Origin of the sequence: Archangium sp. (assembly GCF_045802675.1) — a bacterium.
In the GTDB taxonomy this organism is placed as follows: Bacteria; Myxococcota; Myxococcia; order Myxococcales; family Myxococcaceae; genus Archangium.
The window spans coordinates 1-19,751 of record NZ_JBJMQO010000110.1; the positions used below are offsets into that span (position 1 = coordinate 1).

A 19,751-nucleotide genomic window follows, 5' to 3' on the forward strand; every position below is an offset into this window, starting at 1 on the left:
CCAGACCTCGGAGCCCTGGCTGGCCGCGTTCTTCTCTCCCATCGCCGCCACCTCCAGGGTGAACCTCCAGGGGAGCCGCGGTGCGGCCAGCGGAATCGCCAGGATCAACAACGCCGCCCCCAGGAGGGAGCCGAGCCCCCACGCGCGCCGGCCTCACCGGGAGTACGACTGGAGCTGGGAAACCAGCCTCCCCAGGACCCACCGGTACAGCAGCCAGGACAACGCCACGACGGCCAACACCGCCACCCCCCACGCACTCCCGCCCGCCGACTGGAACGCCACCGGAACGAGGTGCATCCCCCCCGCGATGACGAGCGCGGTGGCCAGCACCACCGCCAGGCTGAATCGCCCCAACTCGCGCGGAAGGTGCGAGCGGAAGGAGGTTGGAGAAGAAGGGCTGAGGGCTCAGGGGCAGCTCCGCAGCACGCGCCCATTGGTCTGGAGGGTCCACAGCACCGCCCCCTGCCCCGCCATCGCGTCCAGCATCGCTCCGCCGAGCCCCGTGCGGGTCCACTCGTGCCCGTCCCAGTGCAGCAGCGAGGAGGAGGAGCTCGGGACCTCGCCGCCAACGAAGGAATTGGCGCCCAGCCACACGTCGTCCGGACCCTTGACCCACAACGACTGCGTTCGGCTGAACTCCACGCTCGTGGGGCCCTCGGACCAGGGCGACGAGACGCGCTTCCAGGCCTGCCCATCCCAGTGCAGCAGCTCGTTCTTGAGACCGCCCGTGGCCCAGACATCGTTCGCCCCCGAGCCCGCGAGCCAGGTCAGGGAGTGGGCGTCGCGGACCCGGGTCTTCCAGCTCTCTCCGTTCCAGTGCAGGATCTCGCTCGAGGTCAGGGCCCAGAGGTCGAAGGCACTGGCGCCCCAGAGGGCCCGGACGTCGGCCTCGGTACCACTCGGGACAGCGCTCCACACCCCACCGCCGCGGCGCAGCACGGTGCCTCCCGCCCCCACCGCCCACACCCCGTCGCCACCGTCGGACCAGACTCCGAGGAGGTTCGCGGTGGTGTGGCTCGGCTCCACCAACCAGGAGTGCCCATCCCACCGGAGGATGACGCCGGAGTCGCCCACGGCCCAGGCTTCGTCGTCGTTCCGGGTCCACACGGCGCGAAGCGCGCTGCGCACCGGGCTCTCGGCCAGCACCCACGAGGTGCCATCGTAGCGGAGCAGCCGTCCGTGCAGCCCCACCACCCAGGCGTGCTCCTGGGCCGAGACCCCCAGGCCCTGGAAGGAGGCATTGAGGGGCGTCAGCTGCGGACGCCAGGTGCTCCCGTTCCAGTGGAGGATCTCCGCACCCTCCTGGCCCACGGCGAAGGCGTCCTGGGGAGCGAATGCCCAGACACCGTACAGGTTGTACGCCACGCCGGTGGGGACCTCCGACCAGGCCGAGCCATTCCAGTGCAGGCTGCGCCCCGCGGCCCCCACGGCCCAGACGTCGTTGGCTCCCGTGCCGTGCAGCCCGGTCAGATTATGTGCTGGCGCGAGGCTCAGCTCCTCCAGGGCGCCGTCATGCCAGTGGTGGAGGTTCGTGCCGGCCAGCCACACATCCCCGGACCCGCTGCCCCAGATGCCCCGGACATTCAGGGGGACCTGCTCGAACCAGTGCCACGTCGAGTCCTGCCGGTAATACGCGTAGCCCGGGAAGCCCGACAGCCAGAGGGAGTCCGGGCTGGACCACAAGGTATTGCCCCGGTCGAAGGCGGTCTCCGAGGTCCAGACGATGCCATTGAAGTGGTACAGCACATGGCCATCGGCGACGGCCCACACATCCGCGGGCCCCGTGCCATGGATGTCGGTGATACCGGTGACGACATTGGGCAGGGGCCAGCGCGTCCAGGCCTGCCCATCCCAGTGCAGCAGGAAGTTGAAATTTCCCCCGGCCCAGACGTCGTCGGGACCACTGCCCCAGAGGGTGGAAATGGTTTTCGTCGGGAGCGCGACGTCGACGAGCGACCACTCCGTCCCATTCCAGTGCAGCAGGGTCCCCGCGATGCCGGCGGCCCAGACATCCTGGGGAGAGGAACCCCAGACATCGAACAGCGTGACATTCGGAGGGCTGGAGGGCCGCACCTCGCACAGCGGCTCTTGCCGGTTCGGGGAAGCGACGGGACCGGTCGGTTGGAGCTCCAGCGTGTCGAAGGAGACGGGTTCTGGCGGCGGCTGCGGCGGGCCCTCTGACGGCTCGTGGCAGGCGCTGCCGAGGACGAGACAGAGGGCGAGAGAACGAAGATGTCGAAGGGTCATGGCATTCCCGAGGAGGATGCGTCCGACGTAGCCGGCCCCGACGTCGATTCTGAGAATACACCCCCCAGCATGACGTCATACACGTCACCGTGCTCCGAGAGAAGGCGGAGTGCTCGGGGGTGACGACAACCCTCCTCAGGCGCTCGCCACCTCCGGGGAGGACTGCCCTCCCACGGGCGCCGCCTCACCCCGGACCGAGGGGGCGGGCACTTCCTCGCGGGCCAGCACGCCGCGACGCACGAAGAGCAACGCTGAGCTCAACAGCGCCACCACGTACACGGGGTACTGGTAGCGGAAGTCCTGCGCGACGTTGAGCCCCAGGAGGATCAGCGAGTTGAGCACCACCGGCAGGATGGACAGCAGCACCCACGGGCTGCGCTGGCGTGCCGCGGCGATGAGCGCGAAGAAGACGCTCAGGTACAGGTACAACGCCGGCCGCCACACCCACCAGAGCCGCTCCGGCGCGAAGGAGCTCGTCAGCAGGCGCACCAGCTCCTGCCTCAAGGCCGGCAGCTTCGGCTCCTGCACGAGCCCGAGCGTGTTGGGCTCCATGTCGAAGTTGAAGAGATAGAGATAGCCGTCGGCGGGCTGCTGGATCCGCCACACCATCGAGCTCAGGCAGACCTGGTGCCGGAGCATCTCGCGCCAATGCCTCGGCGCCTCGTGCAGCCAGAGCGAGACGAGGTCCTTCCTCAGGGGCGTCTCGAAGAGGTTCGTCTTCAACTGGTCGTTGTAGAGGAGCGGGTTGATGGAATAGCAGTTGTAGGCGTCCCGCCAGGTCTCCCAGGGCTGAAACGCCTCGAGCACCTTGCGCTCCGAGGGCCCCAGCGAATCCGGAGAGAAATGGGCAATCGCTCCCATCTGATGGATCGGGAAGGCGCTGGCGTAGGCCCCGCTCATGGGCCGCACCCCGATCAGTTTGAAGAGCGGGCCCGTCATGAGCACGAAGGTGCTGGCCAGCCCGAGCGCCAGCAGGCCCGCGCGGTGCCGCAGCCCCCGGGGGCCGATGACGACCAGGATCGCCAACAGCGCGAAGCTCAGCGGCACGCCATTGTGGCGCACGAGCGCGGCGTAGAGCAGCGTCACCCCCAGGCCCAGCAGGAAGCGCGTCGAGCGGAGCGCCTCCCCGCGGGTACGCGCCAACTTCGCCAGCAGGGAGAAGAGCACCAGGTGCACGATGGAATAGGCAATGTCCTTCCACAGCGTGATGACCATGGCGCCGTTGACGGGAGAGAGCGCGAAGAGCACCGTCAGCACTCCCCGCATCCACCGGGGCACGCCCCACCGCGACAGCTCCCGAAGGGCCTGGCCGAACGCCAGCGCCAGTGCGAGGATCTGCACCAGCACCACGGCGGCGGGAGACTCCCACGGGCGCGTGATGAGCCAATTCGTCAAGGTGTGGTAGGGGGGATGGATGTTGACGAGCGGCCCGCGCGTCATCTGCGCCCACTGGCTCATGGAATCGCTCGTCATGAAGCCCGGCCAGAAGGACAGCAGGTAGAGGCTCCACACGGCCGCGCACACGCCCGGAGGAATCAACCCACCCCAGCGGCCCTGCTCCACCGTGCGCTCCGGTCCCGGCCACGCCGCCACCCCCAGGCCCACTCCCAGCAGCAGCAGTGCGATGCTCAGCAGCTCCGAGAGCCGGACGAGCACGACGAGGGACGCATTCGCGTGGGGGTCCGCCCGCAGCGGGAGCACCCACATCTCGCTGGACGGGGAGAAGAGATCCACCGTCTGGCTCTCTCCATTCAGCGTGACACGTGCCAGACCCGACCAGGGATGGCGGACGAGCTTCAGCACCGCATCCCCCTCGAACCGTCCCTCCCAGCGCAGCGTTGCCTCGGGCCGCCCGAGTGACATCTGCCCGCCGTCCTTCACCTCCCAGGAGCCGGAGCGCCGCGTGGGCTCCAAGGGGAGCGGCTTGCCGCTCGTCTCGTCCTCGAGCCCGAGCACCCAGACCTCGGAGCCCTGGCTGGCCGCGTTCTTCTCTCCCATCGCCGCCACCTCCAGGGTGAACCTCCAGGGGAGCCGCGGTGCGGCCAGCGGAATCGCCAGGATCAACAACGCCGCCCCCAGGAGGGAGCCGAGCCCCCACGCGCGCCGGCCCCACCGGGAGTACGGCTGGAGCTGGGAAACCAGCCTCCCCAGGACCCACCGGTACAGCAGCCAGGACAACGCCACGACGGCCAACGCCGCCACCCCCCACGCACTCCCGCCCGCCGACTGGAACGCCCCCGGCACGAGGTGCATCCCCCCCGCGATGACGAGCGCGGTGGCCAGCACCACCGCCAGGCTGAATCGCCCCAACTCGCGCGGAAGGTGCGAGCGGAAGGAAGAGGGCAGTCGGCTCATCGGGTGCGAAGCTCCAGCGCGAAGTGAGGCAGTGACGCCCGCGTGTATAGCGCAAGCGCCGAGGGAGGCCATAGGCAGCCCCCGTGGTGCCAGGGCTCCGGGACAACCCTCCTGCCCACCCGTCCCCCCGACCACCAGACAGGCACGTTTCCCACCGGAGCCATCCTCGACTCGCTGGCCACCGTCTACGAGCACCAGCAGGTCCAGGCCCGCACCCAGGCCCTGTGGCGCAAGGAGCTGGAGGAGCGGCTCGCCCGGTTGGAGAAGAAGGACTGACCGGCCCGGCTGCCTCAGGAGGCAGCGGCGTGACTGGACTGCTCGCGCGCGCCCACGGGCTCGCTGGAGGGCAGGTGGGAGGCGGAAGGCGCCGCCACCTCCACGGCCCACGCGTCGCGGCGGGCGAAGAGGAGCCCGAGGCCCACCAGAGACACGGCATAGGCCGGGTATTGGTAGCGGAAGTCCTGCACGACGTTCAGCGCCAGCAGGCTCAGCGAGTTGAGCAGCACCGGCACCACCGGCACCAGCCCCCAGGCCCGGCGCAGGCGCAGCGCGAACATCGCGGAGGCGAAGAGGGCCAGGTACAGGTACAGGGCCGGACGCCAGACCCACCACACCAGCTCCGGCTCACGCGTGGCGAACAGGAGGCTCCAGAGCTTCTCCTGCATCCAGGACCACTTCGACTCCATCTTCAAGCCCAGCGTGTTGGCCGCGATACCGCTGGGGTTGAAGGTGTAGAGGTAGCCGTCCGCGCGCTGCCGGATCCTCCACACCAGCGAGCTCACGCACGCTTGATGCTCGAAGATGAGCCGCCAGTGCTCCCTCACCTGCCGCAGCCACATGCGGATGAAGTCCTTCTGGGCGGGTGAGGTGAAGAAAGCTCCCTTCAGCTTGCCGCTGTAGAGCAGGGGATCCACCGCGTAGCAGGTGTATTGGTCGCGCCAGATCTCATAGGGCTGGATGGCCTCGAGCAACTGGCGATCCTCCAAGGGCAGGGCTTCACGCTCCGCATGGGCAATGGCCCCCATCTGGTGGATCTGGATGGAGTGCAGGAAAGCGGAGCTGGGTGGCTTCACATCCAGCACGCGGAAGAGGGGCCCGACCACGAGCACGTAGGCGCCCACGACCCCGAGCGCCCCGAAAAGCACGCGGCGGCGCAGGGCGCGCGGAGCGATGACGCCCAGGAGGAGCAACGTGAGGGCGGCCACCGGCACCCCATTGTGACGCAGCAGCGCGACCAGGGAGAGGCTCGCCATCAGCAGCACCAGGAAGGGCGTCGAGCGCAGCGCCTCTCCACGCGTGCGCACCAGCGTCAGCAACAGCGTGAAGAGCCACAGGTGCGCGATGGAGTAGGCGATGTCCTTCCAGAGCGTGGTGACCATGGAGCCATGAACGGGCGAGAGCGCCACCCCCACCGTCATGAGCGCCAGGAGCCAGCGGGGCACGCCCCAGTGAGACAGCTCCTTCACGGCCAGACCGAACACCGTGGACAGCGCGAGCACCTGCGCCAATGCCACCACGGCGGGAGACTCCCACACGCGCGTCAGCAGCCAGATGAGCATCGTGTGGAAGGCCGGGTGGTGATTGATGATGGGGCCATGGAGCATCTGGCTCCACTGGTCCACCGAGTCGGAGGACATGAACGCCGGCCAGAAGGCCAGCACGTAGATGGACCAGACGGAAGCGCAGAAGCCGCTCGCCACCAGCCAACCCCAGCACAGGGGCGCCTGCCCGCGCCTCGGCCCCGGCCAGGACGCCAGGGACAGGCCCACCACCAGCAGCAGAAAGCCAAGTCCCAGGAAGTCCGCGGTCCGCAGCACCCGCCGGTACACCCGGGCGGCCGAGACCGACAGGGCGGGCTCCGGGTTGCTCGCTTCCAGGCTCGAATCGGAGGCGGAGGACGCCGCCGTCGGCTCCCGCTCCTCCTGGGCGCTCGCCGGCGCGATCGGCACGGGCGGTGTCACGATCGGCGTCACGATGCTCAGCAGGGCCGCCGTCGCCAGCGAGCCCAGGACCCAGCCGTAACGCCCCCGCCGCGAGTACGCCCGCAGCCGGGGCTCCACCCCGCGCGACACCAGGCGCAGCACGGGGAGTACGAGCAGCAGCGCCAGCACCGCCATCACCGCCCACCGCCAGGGCGAGACGCGCAGCTCCGCCGGCCCCAGGCGCAGCGTGGCCGAGACGGCCAACGCGGCAGCCAGCACCACCGAAAGGAGGTATCGCTCCAACCCGCGCGCCAGGTACGAGCGGAAGACAGAAGACAGTCGGCGCATCGGGTGCGAATCTCCAGCGGAAGCGAGGCAGTGGCGCGCGCGTATATAGCGCAGGCGCTGCTGAAGGATACCGGCCTGTCCCGTCCCGCCACGGACCTCGGGACTCCCCGGCTACTCACCAGCCCCCCGCCCCACCAGACAGGCGAATCACCCACCGGAGCGCTCGCCCAGGGTGGCGTGAAAACTTCCTTGCTAGGGTGCGCGGCATTCGCCTCCGCCGCTTGCTGGCGACATGCGCCCATCCGAGGTCGACGTGCGTCTGTGTCTCGTATCCAAGGAGCTCGCCCCCTTCTCCGAGGGAGGTGTTGGTACCTACGTGGCACAGGCCTGCCGGGCTTTCGCCACGGCCGGACACGAGGTCCACGTCCTCACCCTCCCGCATCCGGGCCTGGAACGGGCCCGGGAGCTGTTTCCCGGAGTGCGGGTGCACGTCGCCGAGTGCGATGAAGGTCCCGGCCGCATGGGGGCGTGCCGCAACGAGCCGATGCGGCATGCCCTGGCCGTCTACCACTCCCTCCAGGCGCTCCACGCGTGCCACCCCTTCGACTTCATCGAGTTCCCCGAGCTCGGCGGCGAGGGCGCCTTCGCCCTCCGCGCGAAGCGGACGCTCGGAGCCCTCCAATCCGCCGTGCTCGCCGTGCGGCTCCACACGCCGAGCGCCGAACTCCGGGCACTCAACCGGTTGGCAGGGCTCGACATGGACAGCGCCTGCCAGGAGTACCAGGAGGAGGTGTCCATCCGGGAGGCGGACGTCGTGCTGTCCCCCACGCATGCCCTGCTGGAGCGGGTGACGCGGCGGCTGGGGCTCCAGCGGCCCGGCGTGGTCATCCCCTGCCCTTTCATCGCCGAGACCGGGAGCCCCCACGGCGGCGCCCCACGCGAGCGGACGGGCCGGGCGCGCATCCTCTTCTCCGGCCGCCTCGAGTACCACCAGGGACTCCAGGTGCTCATCGACGCGGCCGTGCGGCTGCTGGAGAAACAGCTGGACGTGGAGGTGCGGCTCATCGGCGCCGACACCTCCACCGGCCCCTTTGGGCGCTCGATGAAGCAGTGGCTGGAGCGCCGCATCCCGCCCGCGTGGCGCAACCGCTTCCACTTCGAGCCTCCGGGCCCCCACGGCCCGCCGCGCTCCGCCCTCCGCGAGGCCACGGTCTGCTGCTTCCCGACCCTCCGGGAGGACTTCCCCGACGAGTGCCTACGAGCCATGTCGGAGGGAGCCGTCGTCGTGGGCGGCACCGCCAGCGGCCTGGGGGAGCTCCTCGAGGACGGAAGGAGCGGGCTGCTCTTCCCCTCGGGGGACGCGCTCCGGCTCGCCGAGGTGCTGGAGCGGGCCCTCACGGACGAGCCTCTGCGGCGGACCGTGCGCGAGGAGGCTCCGCAGCGCCTCGCCACCTGCTGCGCGCCCGAGCGTTTCGTCGCGCGGACCGAGGAGCTCCTCGCGCGGCTGGCTTCCTGCCGCGAGCCCCGGCCCCCGCGCCCCTCTCCCCGGAAGGCTCCGGGACAGGCGCCGGACGTCTCCATCCTCGTCCCCTACTACAACATGGGGCGCTACCTCCCGGAGACGCTGCGCTCGCTGCGCGCGCAGACCTTCGAGGACTACGAGATCCTCCTCGTGGACGACGGCTCGACGGACCCCGCCAGCCAGCGGCTCGTGGAGGAATTGGAAGGCACGCCGAAGCTGCGCATCATCCGCAAGCCCAACGGCGGGCTGAGCTCGGCGCGCAACGCGGGCCTGCGTGAGGCGCGGGGCCGGTGGATCCTCCCAGTGGACCCGGATGATCTGCTGGCCCCCACGTTCCTCGAGAAGGCCGTGGATGTGATGAGCCGCTCGCCCGGGCTCGGCTACACGACGGCCCTGGTGTCCTACTTCACCGAGGATCCGCGCCAGCCCATTGGCGGCTGGGTGCCCTGGGGCATGGCGCGCGACGCACTCTGCGTGGAGAACGTGGCCTCCACCTGCACGGCGCTCATGGAGCGCGGGCTCGTCGAGGAGCTCGGCGGCTACGACGAGTGGCTGACCTCTTTCGAAGACTGGGACGTCTTCTGCGCCATGGCGGAGCGCGGCTACGAGGGTATGGTCATCCCCGAGTTCCTCTTCCACTACCGCCTGCGCCCGGACTCGATGACGCGCACGGAGGCAACCCAGTCCCGTCACGCGCTGATCGCCCATCTGCTCCAGAAGCACCCGGGACTGCCGGCGGATGCCAACCGGGCCCTGCGCATCCAGCTCGGGGAGCTGCGGCGGCAGCACGAGCGGCTCCACCAGGCGTTGGACAAGCCCCTGCGCTACCGGCTGGTGGACCAGGTGAACGAGGCCGTGAAGCAGCGCATCGGCTTCGTCCACCACGCGCTGCGCCTCACGGCGGAACTGGGTGCGTCCTCCGGGGGCCTCACCCAGCGCCTCCAGCGGCTCTCGGAGCGCCTGGGCCGCGGGCGCCGCCAGGGCCACGGCCAGGGCGGCCCCGGAAGACACCGGGGCCCTCCGGACTAATCGCGGCGTGCCGTGCGCTTGAGGGCGGTGTGCACGAGCGGCACGCGCTTGAGCGCGCCGTTCATCCGGTCCGCCATCACGTAGCGCAATGGCTGCCCCGCCGACTCTTCCACCAGCGCGTCACTGACCCGGAGCGCGGCCTGTTTGAGCAGCAGGTGGACGCCCGGCATCGACTTGAGCGCCGAGTTCATCATGTCGATGACGCCGTAGCGCAGCGGCCGGTCTCCGGACTCCTCGGACCAGGACAGGGTCCCCGACACCGGCTGTACGCCCTCCTCCGGGAGCTTGCCCGCGAGCGTGAAGAAGGACTCCAGCCGGACCGTGGGGGGCAGCGGCTTGGGCAGCGCGCGGTAGATCTGATTGACGAGTTCCAGGTGCCGGCGCGGGTTCACCCCGGTGATCATCGACCGCTGGCGGCGCCGGTAGTGGAAGTGGATCTGATTGGTCACCAGGAAGCGGTGTCCCGCCAGGGCGAGCCGCAGGTACAGGTCCCAGTCCTCGTAGCTCGTCAGCCGCTCGTTGTAGCGCACGTGCTCGAAGAGGCGGCGGCGCATGAGCGACGTGGCACAGGAGAAGCGGTTGGCCACCAGACCCAGCGAGGGGGCGTCTCCCAGGAAGATCGCGTAGTCGCAGAACTGGCGCGACTCGAGCGCCTCGTCGGTCAGGAAGTAGCCCGTCGCGGGCGCCACCACGTCGAACTCCGGATGACGCTCCAGGGCCTCCACGGCCCGCTCGAGGAAGGTCGGGGAGATGCAGTCGTCCGCGTCCAGCGGGAGGATGTAATCGCCCGTGGCCGCCTGGATGCCGATGTTGCGCGACACGGGCAGCCCCCGGTTGACCGGATTGCGGATGAGCCGCACGGCCCCCTTCTCACCGGATTGCCGCTCCAGGCGCTCCAGCACCTGGTGATCGAACGGATCCGTCGAGGCATCGTCCACGAGGACGACCTCCACCTCGGCGTAGCCGCTGGCCGCCACACTCGCCAGCGTCTCCGGCAGGTAGAGCCCCAGGTTGTGGTTGGTGATGATCACGGAGACGCGGGGAGGCCGCTCCCGCACGGGCGCCACGGGAGCCGGGCGCACCTCGGCCCGCTCCCAGTAGGGCACCGCCACCGTCCAGCTCACGGGGCGCAGCCGTGGAGCCCTCCAGGCGCGCTCCAGGGCGCGGGCGAGCCCCTCCACCGTCCCGTCGAAGGTGTAGCAACTCTCCCCTTCCACGAAGGGCGACTGGGGGGTGAACGCCGGGCAGGCGGCGTTGAGCACCAGCGTGGCCCCGGCCACGGATGCCTCGTAGGCGGTGAGATTGAGCGCCTCGTGATCCGAGGAGATGACCACGATGCCCCGCGCCATCATCGCCTCGCGCTCCGGGAAGGAGCCGCAGAAGACGAAGCGCTCGCGCAGCTCCCGGGGCACCATCTTCTTGAGCGCTGCCGTGTACTCCGGGAAGGGTGCATGACACGCCACCAGCGCCCGGCCCCGGTACCCGGGATTCTGGCGCATGAAGAGCGCCGCGCCCCGCACGAACAGGTCCGGCCGCTTCACCCACTGCACCTTGGTGAAGAAGAGCAGGTCGCGCTCCGCCTCGTGCGCCACCGCGGGCCGCGCCGGCTGGGCCTCCACCACCGGAGGGAACTCCAGGCTGACCTTGTCCAGCCACGACTCCGGGAAGCCGTAGAAGCGCTGGTTGACCTCGGCGATGCCGGGCAGGTGGGCAATCACCCGCTCGGCATCGAGCAACGCCTTGCGCTCGAACTCGAAACGCCCGAGTGCCTCGCGGTCCTGCAGGTGCGGCTCGTACTGGGAGATGATGCCGATGGTGGAGTGGAGCCGGACGGCGATCTCCGTCCCGGCGAAGGCGCGGCCCAGGTACTTCTCCTGCAGCGTGCAGAAGGCCCAGCCCTTGTAGTCACCGAACTCGATGACATCGAAGCGGTGCCCCTCACGCACGAGCAGCTTGAGGTGCAGCATCAGCTCCATGGACTCCGCATGCCAGGCGGAGTCGGTGAAGGCGCCGGCGGGCGGATAGACGCCATCCTCGTCGTAGGACGGCTCCCAGGTGGGCCGCGGCTGCGCCACGTGCAACCGGACGCCGTGGCCGAAGTAGGCCTCCACCATCGCCGCGTCCAGGGAGGCGTACGCGGGTACCAGCAGGTGGAACTCCACGGGAGCCCGCCGCGCGTGGGAGTCCCGGATGAGGTTGTGCAGCAACCGGCCGATTCCCCCCGAGGTGAAGGGGTAGAGCTCGTCCGTGACGAGGCAGACGCGCTTGTAGCTCATGAGTGGATGAACTCCTCGTAGTGGCGGATGGCCTCGGAGCGAAGAGCGGATTCGTAGCTGTCCATCATCTCCATCATCTTTTCAGGGGAACGCCGCCGCAGCTCCAGCACGCCATCCATGGCGTCGCGCACGGCGCCGACCAGGTCCACGCGGGCAAGCTGGGTGAGGCGCTGGTAGGGGTGCTCGTCCAGCGCTCCAAGCCCTAGCGGTCCGGTGATGCACGGCACGCGCAGCGCGAGTGACTCGAGGGCCGTCATGGGCTGGCACTCGGAGAGCGAGGCATTGAGCACCACGTCCACGTTGCGAATGGCCTCGAAGAGCTCGCCGCGGCCCGGGCGCTGCAGGTGGTGGACGGGCTTGGAGGGCTGCAGGCCCTGGGGCGAGATGAAGCGGGCCGTCACGTACACCTGGCGGATGTGCTGGGACGCCATGCAGGCGTAGAGGTTGGTGTAGAAGTTCTTGCGCCAGTCATTGGGCGTGGGGATGAGGGCCGCGTGCGACGGGCCGCTGAGCGCCCTGCGCTGCCGCGCCTCCACCCGGGGCGGGAGGTTGAGCAGCGTCTTGGGGTAGATGCGGCCGGACACCAGGTGCATGTCGGGCTTCACGCACCCCACCGAGTCGACGAGGCCCCGCTCGCACAGCTCCATCACGTGGGCGAACGTCTCGAACTCGTAGTCGTAGTGGAACTGGGCCGTCGAGCCGTGCCAGACGCAGAGGATGCGCACCTTGCGCCCGAGCAGCTTGCGCAGCGCGACGATGAACTCGTGCGCGACGGCCGAGAAGCTGTGGACGATGACGACGGGGGAGACGGAGTTGGCGCAGAACTCCACGGCCTGGCGCAGCTCCTTGCTCGTGAGAGAGCGCTCGGCGGTGATGGCCAGCTTGCGCCCGGGCGAGTAGCCCGCCGCAGCGCGGATGCCGTGCCACTGCTGGTGGAAAACATGCACCACGTGCGACAGGCTGGGCACCTTGTGGGCCCAGGTGGTATCCAGGGCATCGTCGAAGAGGACACCCGGATGGGGCACCGGGGCCTTCTCGGGCTCGGACACGGGGGCCGTCTTCACGGGGCGGTTGCGCAGACCGGCGAGCTCCTCCGCGAGCGCGAACAGTTGCTGGCGGCGCTGGTAGCGTTCGGACTCCACCTGCATCCGTTCCTGGAGCTCCTGCGTCCGGCCCCCGTCGCTGATGGCCGCGTGCTGGAGCGCATGCGCGGCCCTGTTCGCCCACGCCTTCAGCCTGGGCATCGCCCGGGCCTGGAGCGCCTCCAGGGTGAGCGGCTGGCCCTCGTCGCGCGCCTGCTCCGGGCCCTTCAGCTCGAAGTACCGGCGCTGCTCGCCCCCGTTGCGCTTGAGCACGTAGATGTCATGGGTGTCCGTGAAGCCCGTCCCATGGTGCAGATCCCACCCGTGCGGCATGGCGTCGGCATAGGCATGCAGCCAGCAGCCCTGTTGCCAGGTGTCCTCCCACACGCCGAAGGGGACGAGCGGGTTCTCCACCAGGCACACCAGTCCCTCCGGCCGCGTGAGCTGACCCAGGGTGTCCAGGAGGCCGGGGATGGCCTCGATGGGGTTGTGGATCAGCACCGACGCCGTGAACACGAGATCGAACCGCCGCGAGCCCAGCACGGAGAGGGGGCTATCGCCGACGAAGAGCCGCTCGGGCAGTGGGCGCATCCCCACCGGAGGAGACTGGCGCAGGGGGCGGACCATGGCCTCCGACATGTCGTAGCCGTGGTAGCGCACGTCCTCCAGACCGGCGAGGTACGAGGCATGGTGGCCGAAGCCACAGCCGAACTCGAGCACCTCCAGCGGGCGGCCCAGACGCCGCTGCTCGGCCTGGATGAGCGAGACGAGGAAGCGCTCCTGCTGGCTGTAGGCGGTGGTCCCCTGGCCGGTCCGCGAGCGCATCATCTCCTGGTAGCTGAAACCGTCAGTGCCCTTCCAGTCGTGGACACTGCCGGGCACCAGGGCGGGCCCGGACGGGGAGGTTGTGAATGGGTTGTTTGTCTCACTCATGATTGCTCGTCCTAGCACCCCGGATTCCGGGAGCGCCTCGGTTGACGGAAAGGGTCGGTCCCGGCTCAACCGACCTCGAAACGCTTGTCCTGTGTACGCTGCGTGCGGCCCAGCAGCGCATCCATCACTCCATCCACCGCCGCTTCCCAGGAGCCCTGACGCATGCGCGCCGCGGCCCGCGAGGAGATGCTCGCGCGCAATTGCGGCTCGCGCACGGCGCGGCGCAGTTGCTCCAGCACGCACGTGAGCGTGGGCGCGGCGAGCAGGCAGTTCTCCTCGTGCTTGAGGAGCCAGTGGTTGACGGGGTTGTCGTTGGTGACGACCGTCACGCCGCTCGCCATCATCTCCAGCGGCAGGTACGAGGGGTGCTTGGTGAACATGAAGCACAGCCCCACGTCGCACTCGCGGTAGAGGCTCGCGGTGCGCTCGGCCGGGAGCACGCCGAGGTTCGTCACCAGTCCGCGCACGCCATAGGACTCGGGGTTCCAGTCGGCGCCGGCGGAGAGGATCTCCACCGCGGCACCGAGCTCGCGCTTGAGCGCCGCGAGCGCGGCCAGTCCCAGCTCGAAGCCGTTGCGCTCGTTGCCGGGCCGTCCGTAGAAGAAGACGCGCACGGGCCCCTTCCGGGCGGGCCGCTGGTCGTGGAAGAGCGTGCCGTCCACGGCGGGCTCGAAGGCGCACCCCCGCATGCCGTACTGGCGCACGACGTAGTCGTAGAGGCCCTGGGTGTTGAAGATGCCGTAGAGGCCCAGGCCGTACGTCTGCTCGGCGAGGGCGGACTGCGTGCCCGCCGCGAGGAACTGCGGCTCGTAGTCCTGCACGAAGTAGGCGCGCACCGCCGCGCGGGGGTGGTGCAGCACCGGGAAGGCGGAGGTCCAGTAGGTGGCGATGGCCAGGTCACACGCGGGCAGCGCGGCCAGCTCCTCGCGGCCGCGCATCACCTGGAACTCCCCCACTCCCTCGGGGAAGGCCACCAGGGCCTTGGCCGCGAAGTCCGCCGCCCGCGCATCCGGCTTGTCGTAGATGATGAAGGTGCTCTTCACCCCGTGGCGGCGGCGCATATGGTCCGCGAAGCGGAGGATCGTCTGGATGCCGCCGAAGATGTGGCCGAAGGCGGGGATGAACCAGGTGGCCGTCTCCACGCGGCCGCGGGCCCGGAGCGCGGCGAGTGCCTCGGGAGCGCGGCGCAGGTGCTCCTGGCGTCGGGACTCGGAGAAGTCCAGCTCGCCCAGGTGCTCCATGAGGTGGCGCTGCTCGCGGGCGAGCTTCTCCACCCGGACGTCGCGCGCGCTCGGCACGTCCCGGGCGAGCGTGCGCACCGCGAGCGCCTCACCGTCCTCCTCATGGCGGCGCAGATCGCAGTCCACGGACAGCAGCGAGAGGTTCGGGTTGTAGAACGGGTCGCCCCGCTTCAGCCACGGGCGGTAGGCCGCGTAGGAGAGCCAGTAGTCGGACTCGGGGATGGCGTCCGAGCGGCGGCTGGCGGACTCGTGGTGGATGACGCGCGCGTGGGGCGTGTACACCACGCGCAGGCCGCGCTCGTTGAGGCGCAGGCCCAGCTCCACGTCACTGCCGCACACCTGGAAGCGCTCGTCGAAGCCCTCGAGGGACTCCCACACCTGGCGGCGCACCATCACGCACGCGCTGGTGACGGAGAGCCAGTTGCGCGTCCACTCGGCGTGGCCGAAGGGCGTGGAGATGGGGCCCTCGGGCAGGCGCCAGAAGGGGTGCCCGGCCATACCGGTGATGCCCACCACCACGCCGGCGTGCTGCACCGTGCCCTCGGGGAAGAGCAGCTTGGCGCCCACCGCGCCCACCTCGGGCCGCTGCGCCTGGGCCACCAGCTCGTCGAGCCAGCCCGGGTCCACCACTTCCATGTCGTTGTTGAGGAAGAGGAGCAGCTCGCCCGTGGCCTGCTTCGCCGCCCAGTTGTTGATGGCCGGGTAGTTGAAGGGGAAGTCCCACGTCAGCTTCACCAGCCGAGGGTCCGTCAGCTTCGCGAGCAGCGCGAACGTCGCCGGCTTCGTGCTGTTGTTGGAGACGAGCAGCACCTCGTAGTTGCGGTAGGTGGTGCGCGACAGGAGGCTCGTCACCAGCGTGTCGAGCAGGTCCGGCCGGTCCTTGAACGGGACGATGATGGAGACCCTGGGCTCGCCCCGGACGGGGTAGCGCACGCGGTAGCTGCCCGGCGTGGGGCTGCTCACCTCGGCCTGCTCACCCCGGCGCGACAGGTGCTCGGAGAGGGCGAGGCAACCGGCGCGCGTCACGGCCTCGCGCGTGGAGGACTCCACCCCCCTCCGGCGGTGGCACAGCAGGCGGGGCACGTGGCCGATGCGCTCGCTCGCCTCGATCAGGCGCAGGTGCAGCTCGTAGCCCTCCGCGCCCTCGAAGCCCTCGCGCGGCCCACCGGCCTTCATCAACGTGGCACGGCGCGCCACCACGAAGGGCCCGAAGTAGTCCACCGAGCGCAGCAGGTCCGGCGACCAGTCCGGCTTGAAGAAGGGCGCGCTCCGGTGCCCCTCGGCGTCCACCCAATCCTCGTCGGCGTAGACGATGTCGGGCCCCTTGCCGCCGTCGGCCGCGAGCGCCAACACCACCTCGGCCAGCGCATGCGGGGCGAGCGTGTCCTCGGGCTGGAGGAAGCCGATGAGGTCTCCGCGCGCGGCCTCGATGCCGGCGCACACCGCCCGGGCGGTGCCCTGGCGCGAGGGGCGCGAGAGGACGCGGATGCGCGGCGTGCGGTGCTGGGCCTCCGACAGCAGCCGGGCGACATGGGACGCGGTGCTCGCGTCGTCCACCAGCACCAGCTCCCACTGCGGATACACCTGCGCCTCCACCGACGCGAGGCACTCGCGCAACAGGGCCTCGGGGGTGTCTCGCACCGGCACCACCAGCGAGACGAGCGGAGGATGGACCAGGCGGGCCACCGCCGTGCGGGCCGCGTCGATTTCTCCCGGCTCCCGGCGCTCGCACCACGCGTCGAAGTCCGCGAGCGAGGGCGGCTGGGGCGGCGGCGTGCGCACGCCGAGCACGTTGGCCAGGGCGATGACGGCCTCGCTGTTGAAGCGGGCCTGGCGCCGCAGCACCTCACGCCACAGCGGCGAGGTGGCGCGCACGCCCAACGGGAGCTGCTCGCGGCGAAGCGGATCGCTCAGCACATCCAACCGGGCCACATGGCGCGTGGCCTCGGCCTCGTCGAGGGCGCCGGGCCGGGCCGCCGCGACGAGCACGTCGAGCATGGCGGCGTTCCACTCGGCCTGTCCGCGCAGCACGGCCTCGAGCACCGGCCCGAGCGCGGTGAGCCAGGACCGCTTGGCCAGGCCCACCAGGGACGCGAGCGAGCCCGTGCGGTGCGAGCGCACCTGCTGCCAGCGCGTGGGCGACACGCCCTTCTCCAGCTGCGAGCGGATCCACCCCTCCAGGTCCTCGCGCAGGCCGAGGCTGCGGTGGACGGAGAGGAACTCCAGCACGCGCACGAGGCTGCGGTTGAAACCCTCCTGGGGCCGCAGGGCCTCGACGTGGAAGGGCTTGAGGCCCTCGACGAAGGCGCGCTTGGTGGCCGTCACCACCTGCCCGCCGCGGGAGCGGTGCGAGGGCGGCACGGAGAACTCGTAGGGGATGACGAGCTGGGCCGCCAGCTGCAGGGAGGACAGGGGGCTGTTGCCCTGGGGCACGGCGCGCTGGAGCTGCTCGGTGAGCAGGCGCAGCGTCCGCTCGAGCGCGGAGATTTCGGGGCAGTGCTCCGGCAGACAGGGCCGACGCTCTTCCAGCAGGGTGCGCTGGAAGGCGATCATCTCGGCGAGCGCCGCCGCATCCGGCGCGGCGGCGGGATCGCGCGAATCCTCGAGAAGCGAATGGAGTACCGTGCTCACCTGGAACGACCTTCTGGGCTGGGGGGCCTCCGCCCGGGGCGGCGTGGAGGCCGCGCCCGCTCAGGAGCCCGAAACGCGCGCGAGCTCCGGCCGGGCGCGGGCGGGGGACTCCTCCACCACCCACCGGTGCGCCGGACGGAAGATGCCGTGGTCCTCGCGCTCGGAGACCACCGCGAAACGGCACTGGGCCTTGGGGCCCGTGAACGAGGCGCCCGGTACCCGGGCCCGCACGGACAGCACGTACTCCCCGCCGAGCAGCCCGAGCCGCTCGATGAGGAAGCGCACCCTGCCCTCCTCGGGCAGCCGCGCCGGCAGGGCCACCGCGTCCGCGCGGGTGCTCGTCACGTAGAGCGGCTTGCCATCCGCCGACTCGATGGACAGCTCGAGCTCGGCGCCCTCCGTGCCCTCGCGCGCCGTGTAGTCGATGTGGACCTCCGCCGGCTGCTCCGGCGACAGGCTGCTCAGCTCCGCGCCGGCCCCATCGACGAACCGCACGCGCGAGAGCACCACGGGAGCGGGCGCCGCGGGAGCAGCGGGTAGCTCGGAGGCCTGCTGCGCCGAGGGCACGTCGGGCAGACGTCCCGTGTCCCCTTCGGCGAGCGCGGGCGGGGTGAAGGTGGTGGAGCGGGCCTCGGCGAGGGCGATGGCCTGACGGTACTCCTGGGCGATCTCCGCGGGCGTGCCCACGCGGCGGATGCGCCCGCCGTCGATCCACGCCGCCAGGTCGCACCAGCGCTCGACGGTGCTCAGGTCGTGCGTCACCAGGACGATCGTCTTCCCCTGGCGCTTGAACTCCAGCATCTTCGCCAGGCTCTTCTTGCTGAAGTGCTCGTCGCCCACGGCGAGGATCTCATCGATGATGAGGATGTCCGGGTCGACGTGCGTGGCCACCGAGAAGGCCAGCCGCATGTACATGCCGCTGGAGTAGGTGCGCACCGGCTCGTCGATGAAGTCGCCCAGCTCGCTGAAGGCGATGATGGTGTCCATCTTCGCCCGCACCTCGGCGCGCGACATGCCGAGGATGATGCCGTTGATGAGGATGTTCTCCCGCCCGGAGAAGTCCGGGTGGAAGCCGGCGCCCAGGTCCAACAGCGCGGAGATGCGGCCGTGGACGTCGATCGTCCCCGTGGTGGGCGAGTAGATGCCGGTGATGAGCTTGAGCAGGGTGCTCTTCCCCGAGCCGTTGCGCCCGAGGATGGCCATCGTCTTGCCCCGGGGGATGCGCAGGTTGATGCCGCGCAGGGCCTCGATGAATTGCTTCTGCTTGGGCTGGCGCTGGCCGCGCAGCCAGCGCACCAGCTCCGACTTGAACGTCGTGTACTCGCCCCGGATGGTCTTCTTCCGGAAGCTCTTCACCACGTCCTGGATGACGATGGCGTCCTGACTGTCGTGGGTGGACATCTAGATGGACTCCGCGAACTCCTCACGACGGCTCTCGAAGAGCTGCGAGGCACCCCAGAGCAGCACCACCGACACGCCCAACAGCCCCAGCAGCGGCAGCGCATCCGGCAGGCGGTGCTCGTAGAAAATGGCCTGATACGAGCTCATGAGGATGGCCATGGGGTTGGCCAGCATCATGAGCATCCGGTGCTTCTCGGGGATGGTGGACACCCGGTAGAGCACCGGCGTGATGAAGAACCACAGCATCATCAGGTTGGTGATGATGTGCTGGAGGTCCCTGAACGTCACGTTGAGCGCGGAGACGACGTAGACCACCGCCAGGGTGAAGCACAGCTGGGTGAGCACCACCACCGGGAAGAGCACCATGTGCCAGGAGGGCCAGACCCCGAAGATGACTCCCAGCGCCACCATCAACGGCAGCGAGAAGACGAAGTTGCACAGGTTGGTGGTGACGACCGTGGCCGGCAGCACCTGGGCCGGGAAGCGCACCTTGGTCATCAGATCCCGGCGATCACTGATGGAGCTGGCGCCCGTGGTCACCGAGGTGGAGAACCAGATCCACGGCAGCAGCCCCACGAACATGAAGAAGGGGTAGTGCTCGATCTGGTTCTTGATGAAGACGCCGAAGAGCAACCCGTACACGAGCATGTGCAACATGGGGTTGAGGAACGTCCAGAAGAAGCCCAGCACCGAGCCCCGGTAGCGTGCCTTCAACTCGCGCTGGACCAGGCTGAGCAGGAGCCCCCGGTATTGGTAGAGCTCCCGGAAGTGGCGAATCATGCGGCGGTATCCATACAGCAAAGCCGCACCCCGAGGCGAGGACA

Annotated in this window: 11 protein-coding genes; 2 read left to right on the forward strand and 9 right to left on the reverse strand. The window is 69.9% G+C overall.

All coding sequences use genetic code 11. The features are described from left to right. Nucleotides 1-153: 153 nt before the first annotated feature. The 3 genes from ACJ8AN_RS31240 to ACJ8AN_RS31250 form a co-directional block, all read right to left on the reverse strand. The gene (locus ACJ8AN_RS31240) at nucleotides 154-354 is read right to left on the reverse strand and encodes a hypothetical protein (RefSeq protein ID WP_407759185.1); all 201 of its coding nucleotides are present in this window, start codon (nucleotides 352-354) and stop codon (nucleotides 154-156) included. 51 nt (nucleotides 355-405) lie between these two features. After that, nucleotides 406-2,247: a hypothetical protein gene (locus ACJ8AN_RS31245; RefSeq protein ID WP_407759186.1), complete on the reverse strand. Its 1,842-nt coding sequence runs from the start codon at nucleotides 2,245-2,247 to the stop codon at nucleotides 406-408. Between the two features lie 135 nt (nucleotides 2,248-2,382). Beyond that, nucleotides 2,383-4,602: a DUF6020 family protein gene (locus ACJ8AN_RS31250; protein ID WP_407759187.1), complete on the reverse strand. Its 2,220-nt coding sequence runs from the start codon at nucleotides 4,600-4,602 to the stop codon at nucleotides 2,383-2,385. Between the two features lie 42 nt (nucleotides 4,603-4,644). On the opposite strand from ACJ8AN_RS31250, the gene ACJ8AN_RS31255 reads away from it, so the two are divergent. Beyond that, a complete protein-coding gene (locus ACJ8AN_RS31255) occupies nucleotides 4,645-4,878 on the forward strand; it encodes a hypothetical protein (protein ID WP_407759188.1) in 234 nt (77 codons plus the stop codon). Nucleotides 4,879-4,892: 14 nt separating this feature from the next. Here ACJ8AN_RS31255 and ACJ8AN_RS31260 read toward each other — a convergent pair whose 3' ends face one another. After that, on the reverse strand, nucleotides 4,893-6,872 hold the full coding sequence (locus ACJ8AN_RS31260; protein ID WP_407759189.1) for a DUF6020 family protein: 1,980 nt from the start codon (nucleotides 6,870-6,872) through the stop codon (nucleotides 4,893-4,895). Nucleotides 6,873-7,104: 232 nt separating this feature from the next. Here ACJ8AN_RS31260 and ACJ8AN_RS31265 point away from each other — a divergent pair, with 232 nt between their 5' ends. Further along, on the forward strand, nucleotides 7,105-9,363 hold the full coding sequence (locus ACJ8AN_RS31265) for a glycosyltransferase (RefSeq protein ID WP_407759190.1): 2,259 nt from the start codon (nucleotides 7,105-7,107) through the stop codon (nucleotides 9,361-9,363). On the opposite strand, the gene ACJ8AN_RS31270 is transcribed toward ACJ8AN_RS31265, so the two are convergent. From ACJ8AN_RS31270 to ACJ8AN_RS31290, 5 genes are all read right to left on the reverse strand, one after another. Beyond that, nucleotides 9,360-11,639 carry a glycosyltransferase gene (locus ACJ8AN_RS31270; RefSeq protein WP_407759191.1) on the reverse strand — a complete coding sequence of 760 codons (2,280 nt, stop codon included), beginning with the start codon at nucleotides 11,637-11,639 and terminating at the stop codon, nucleotides 9,360-9,362. The two genes, ACJ8AN_RS31265 and ACJ8AN_RS31270, sit on opposite strands and share 4 nt — an antisense overlap. Next, on the reverse strand, nucleotides 11,636-13,654 hold the full coding sequence (locus tag ACJ8AN_RS31275) for a methyltransferase domain-containing protein (protein ID WP_407759192.1): 2,019 nt from the start codon (nucleotides 13,652-13,654) through the stop codon (nucleotides 11,636-11,638). Before ACJ8AN_RS31275 ends, ACJ8AN_RS31270 begins: the two co-directional genes overlap by 4 nt. A gap of 65 nt (nucleotides 13,655-13,719) precedes the next feature. Next, nucleotides 13,720-17,526, reverse strand: a complete 3,807-nt coding sequence (locus tag ACJ8AN_RS31280) for a glycosyltransferase (RefSeq protein WP_407759193.1) — start codon at nucleotides 17,524-17,526, stop codon at nucleotides 13,720-13,722. Between the two features lie 60 nt (nucleotides 17,527-17,586). Beyond that, nucleotides 17,587-18,927, reverse strand: coding sequence for an ABC transporter ATP-binding protein (locus ACJ8AN_RS31285; protein ID WP_407759194.1), 1,341 nt, complete (start codon nucleotides 18,925-18,927; stop codon nucleotides 17,587-17,589). Then, nucleotides 18,928-19,707, reverse strand: a complete 780-nt coding sequence (locus ACJ8AN_RS31290; protein WP_407759195.1) for an ABC transporter permease — start codon at nucleotides 19,705-19,707, stop codon at nucleotides 18,928-18,930. Between the last annotated feature and the right edge of the window lie 44 nt (nucleotides 19,708-19,751).

What these genes read in the sequence shown, in the direction of transcription:
- ACJ8AN_RS31290 (WP_407759195.1), bottom strand. Translation starts at nt 19,707, where the DNA reads ATGATTCGCCACTTCCGGGAGCTCTACCAATACCGGGGGCTCCTGCTC.
- ACJ8AN_RS31250 (WP_407759187.1), bottom strand. Translation starts at nt 4,602, where the DNA reads ATGAGCCGACTGCCCTCTTCCTTCCGCTCGCACCTTCCGCGCGAGTTG.
- ACJ8AN_RS31265 (WP_407759190.1), top strand. Translation starts at nt 7,105, where the DNA reads ATGCGCCCATCCGAGGTCGACGTGCGTCTGTGTCTCGTATCCAAGGAG.
- ACJ8AN_RS31260 (WP_407759189.1), bottom strand. Translation starts at nt 6,872, where the DNA reads ATGCGCCGACTGTCTTCTGTCTTCCGCTCGTACCTGGCGCGCGGGTTG.
- ACJ8AN_RS31285 (WP_407759194.1), bottom strand. Translation starts at nt 18,927, where the DNA reads ATGTCCACCCACGACAGTCAGGACGCCATCGTCATCCAGGACGTGGTG.
- ACJ8AN_RS31245 (WP_407759186.1), bottom strand. Translation starts at nt 2,247, where the DNA reads ATGACCCTTCGACATCTTCGTTCTCTCGCCCTCTGTCTCGTCCTCGGC.
- ACJ8AN_RS31270 (WP_407759191.1), bottom strand. Translation starts at nt 11,639, where the DNA reads ATGAGCTACAAGCGCGTCTGCCTCGTCACGGACGAGCTCTACCCCTTC.
- ACJ8AN_RS31275 (WP_407759192.1), bottom strand. Translation starts at nt 13,654, where the DNA reads ATGAGTGAGACAAACAACCCATTCACAACCTCCCCGTCCGGGCCCGCC.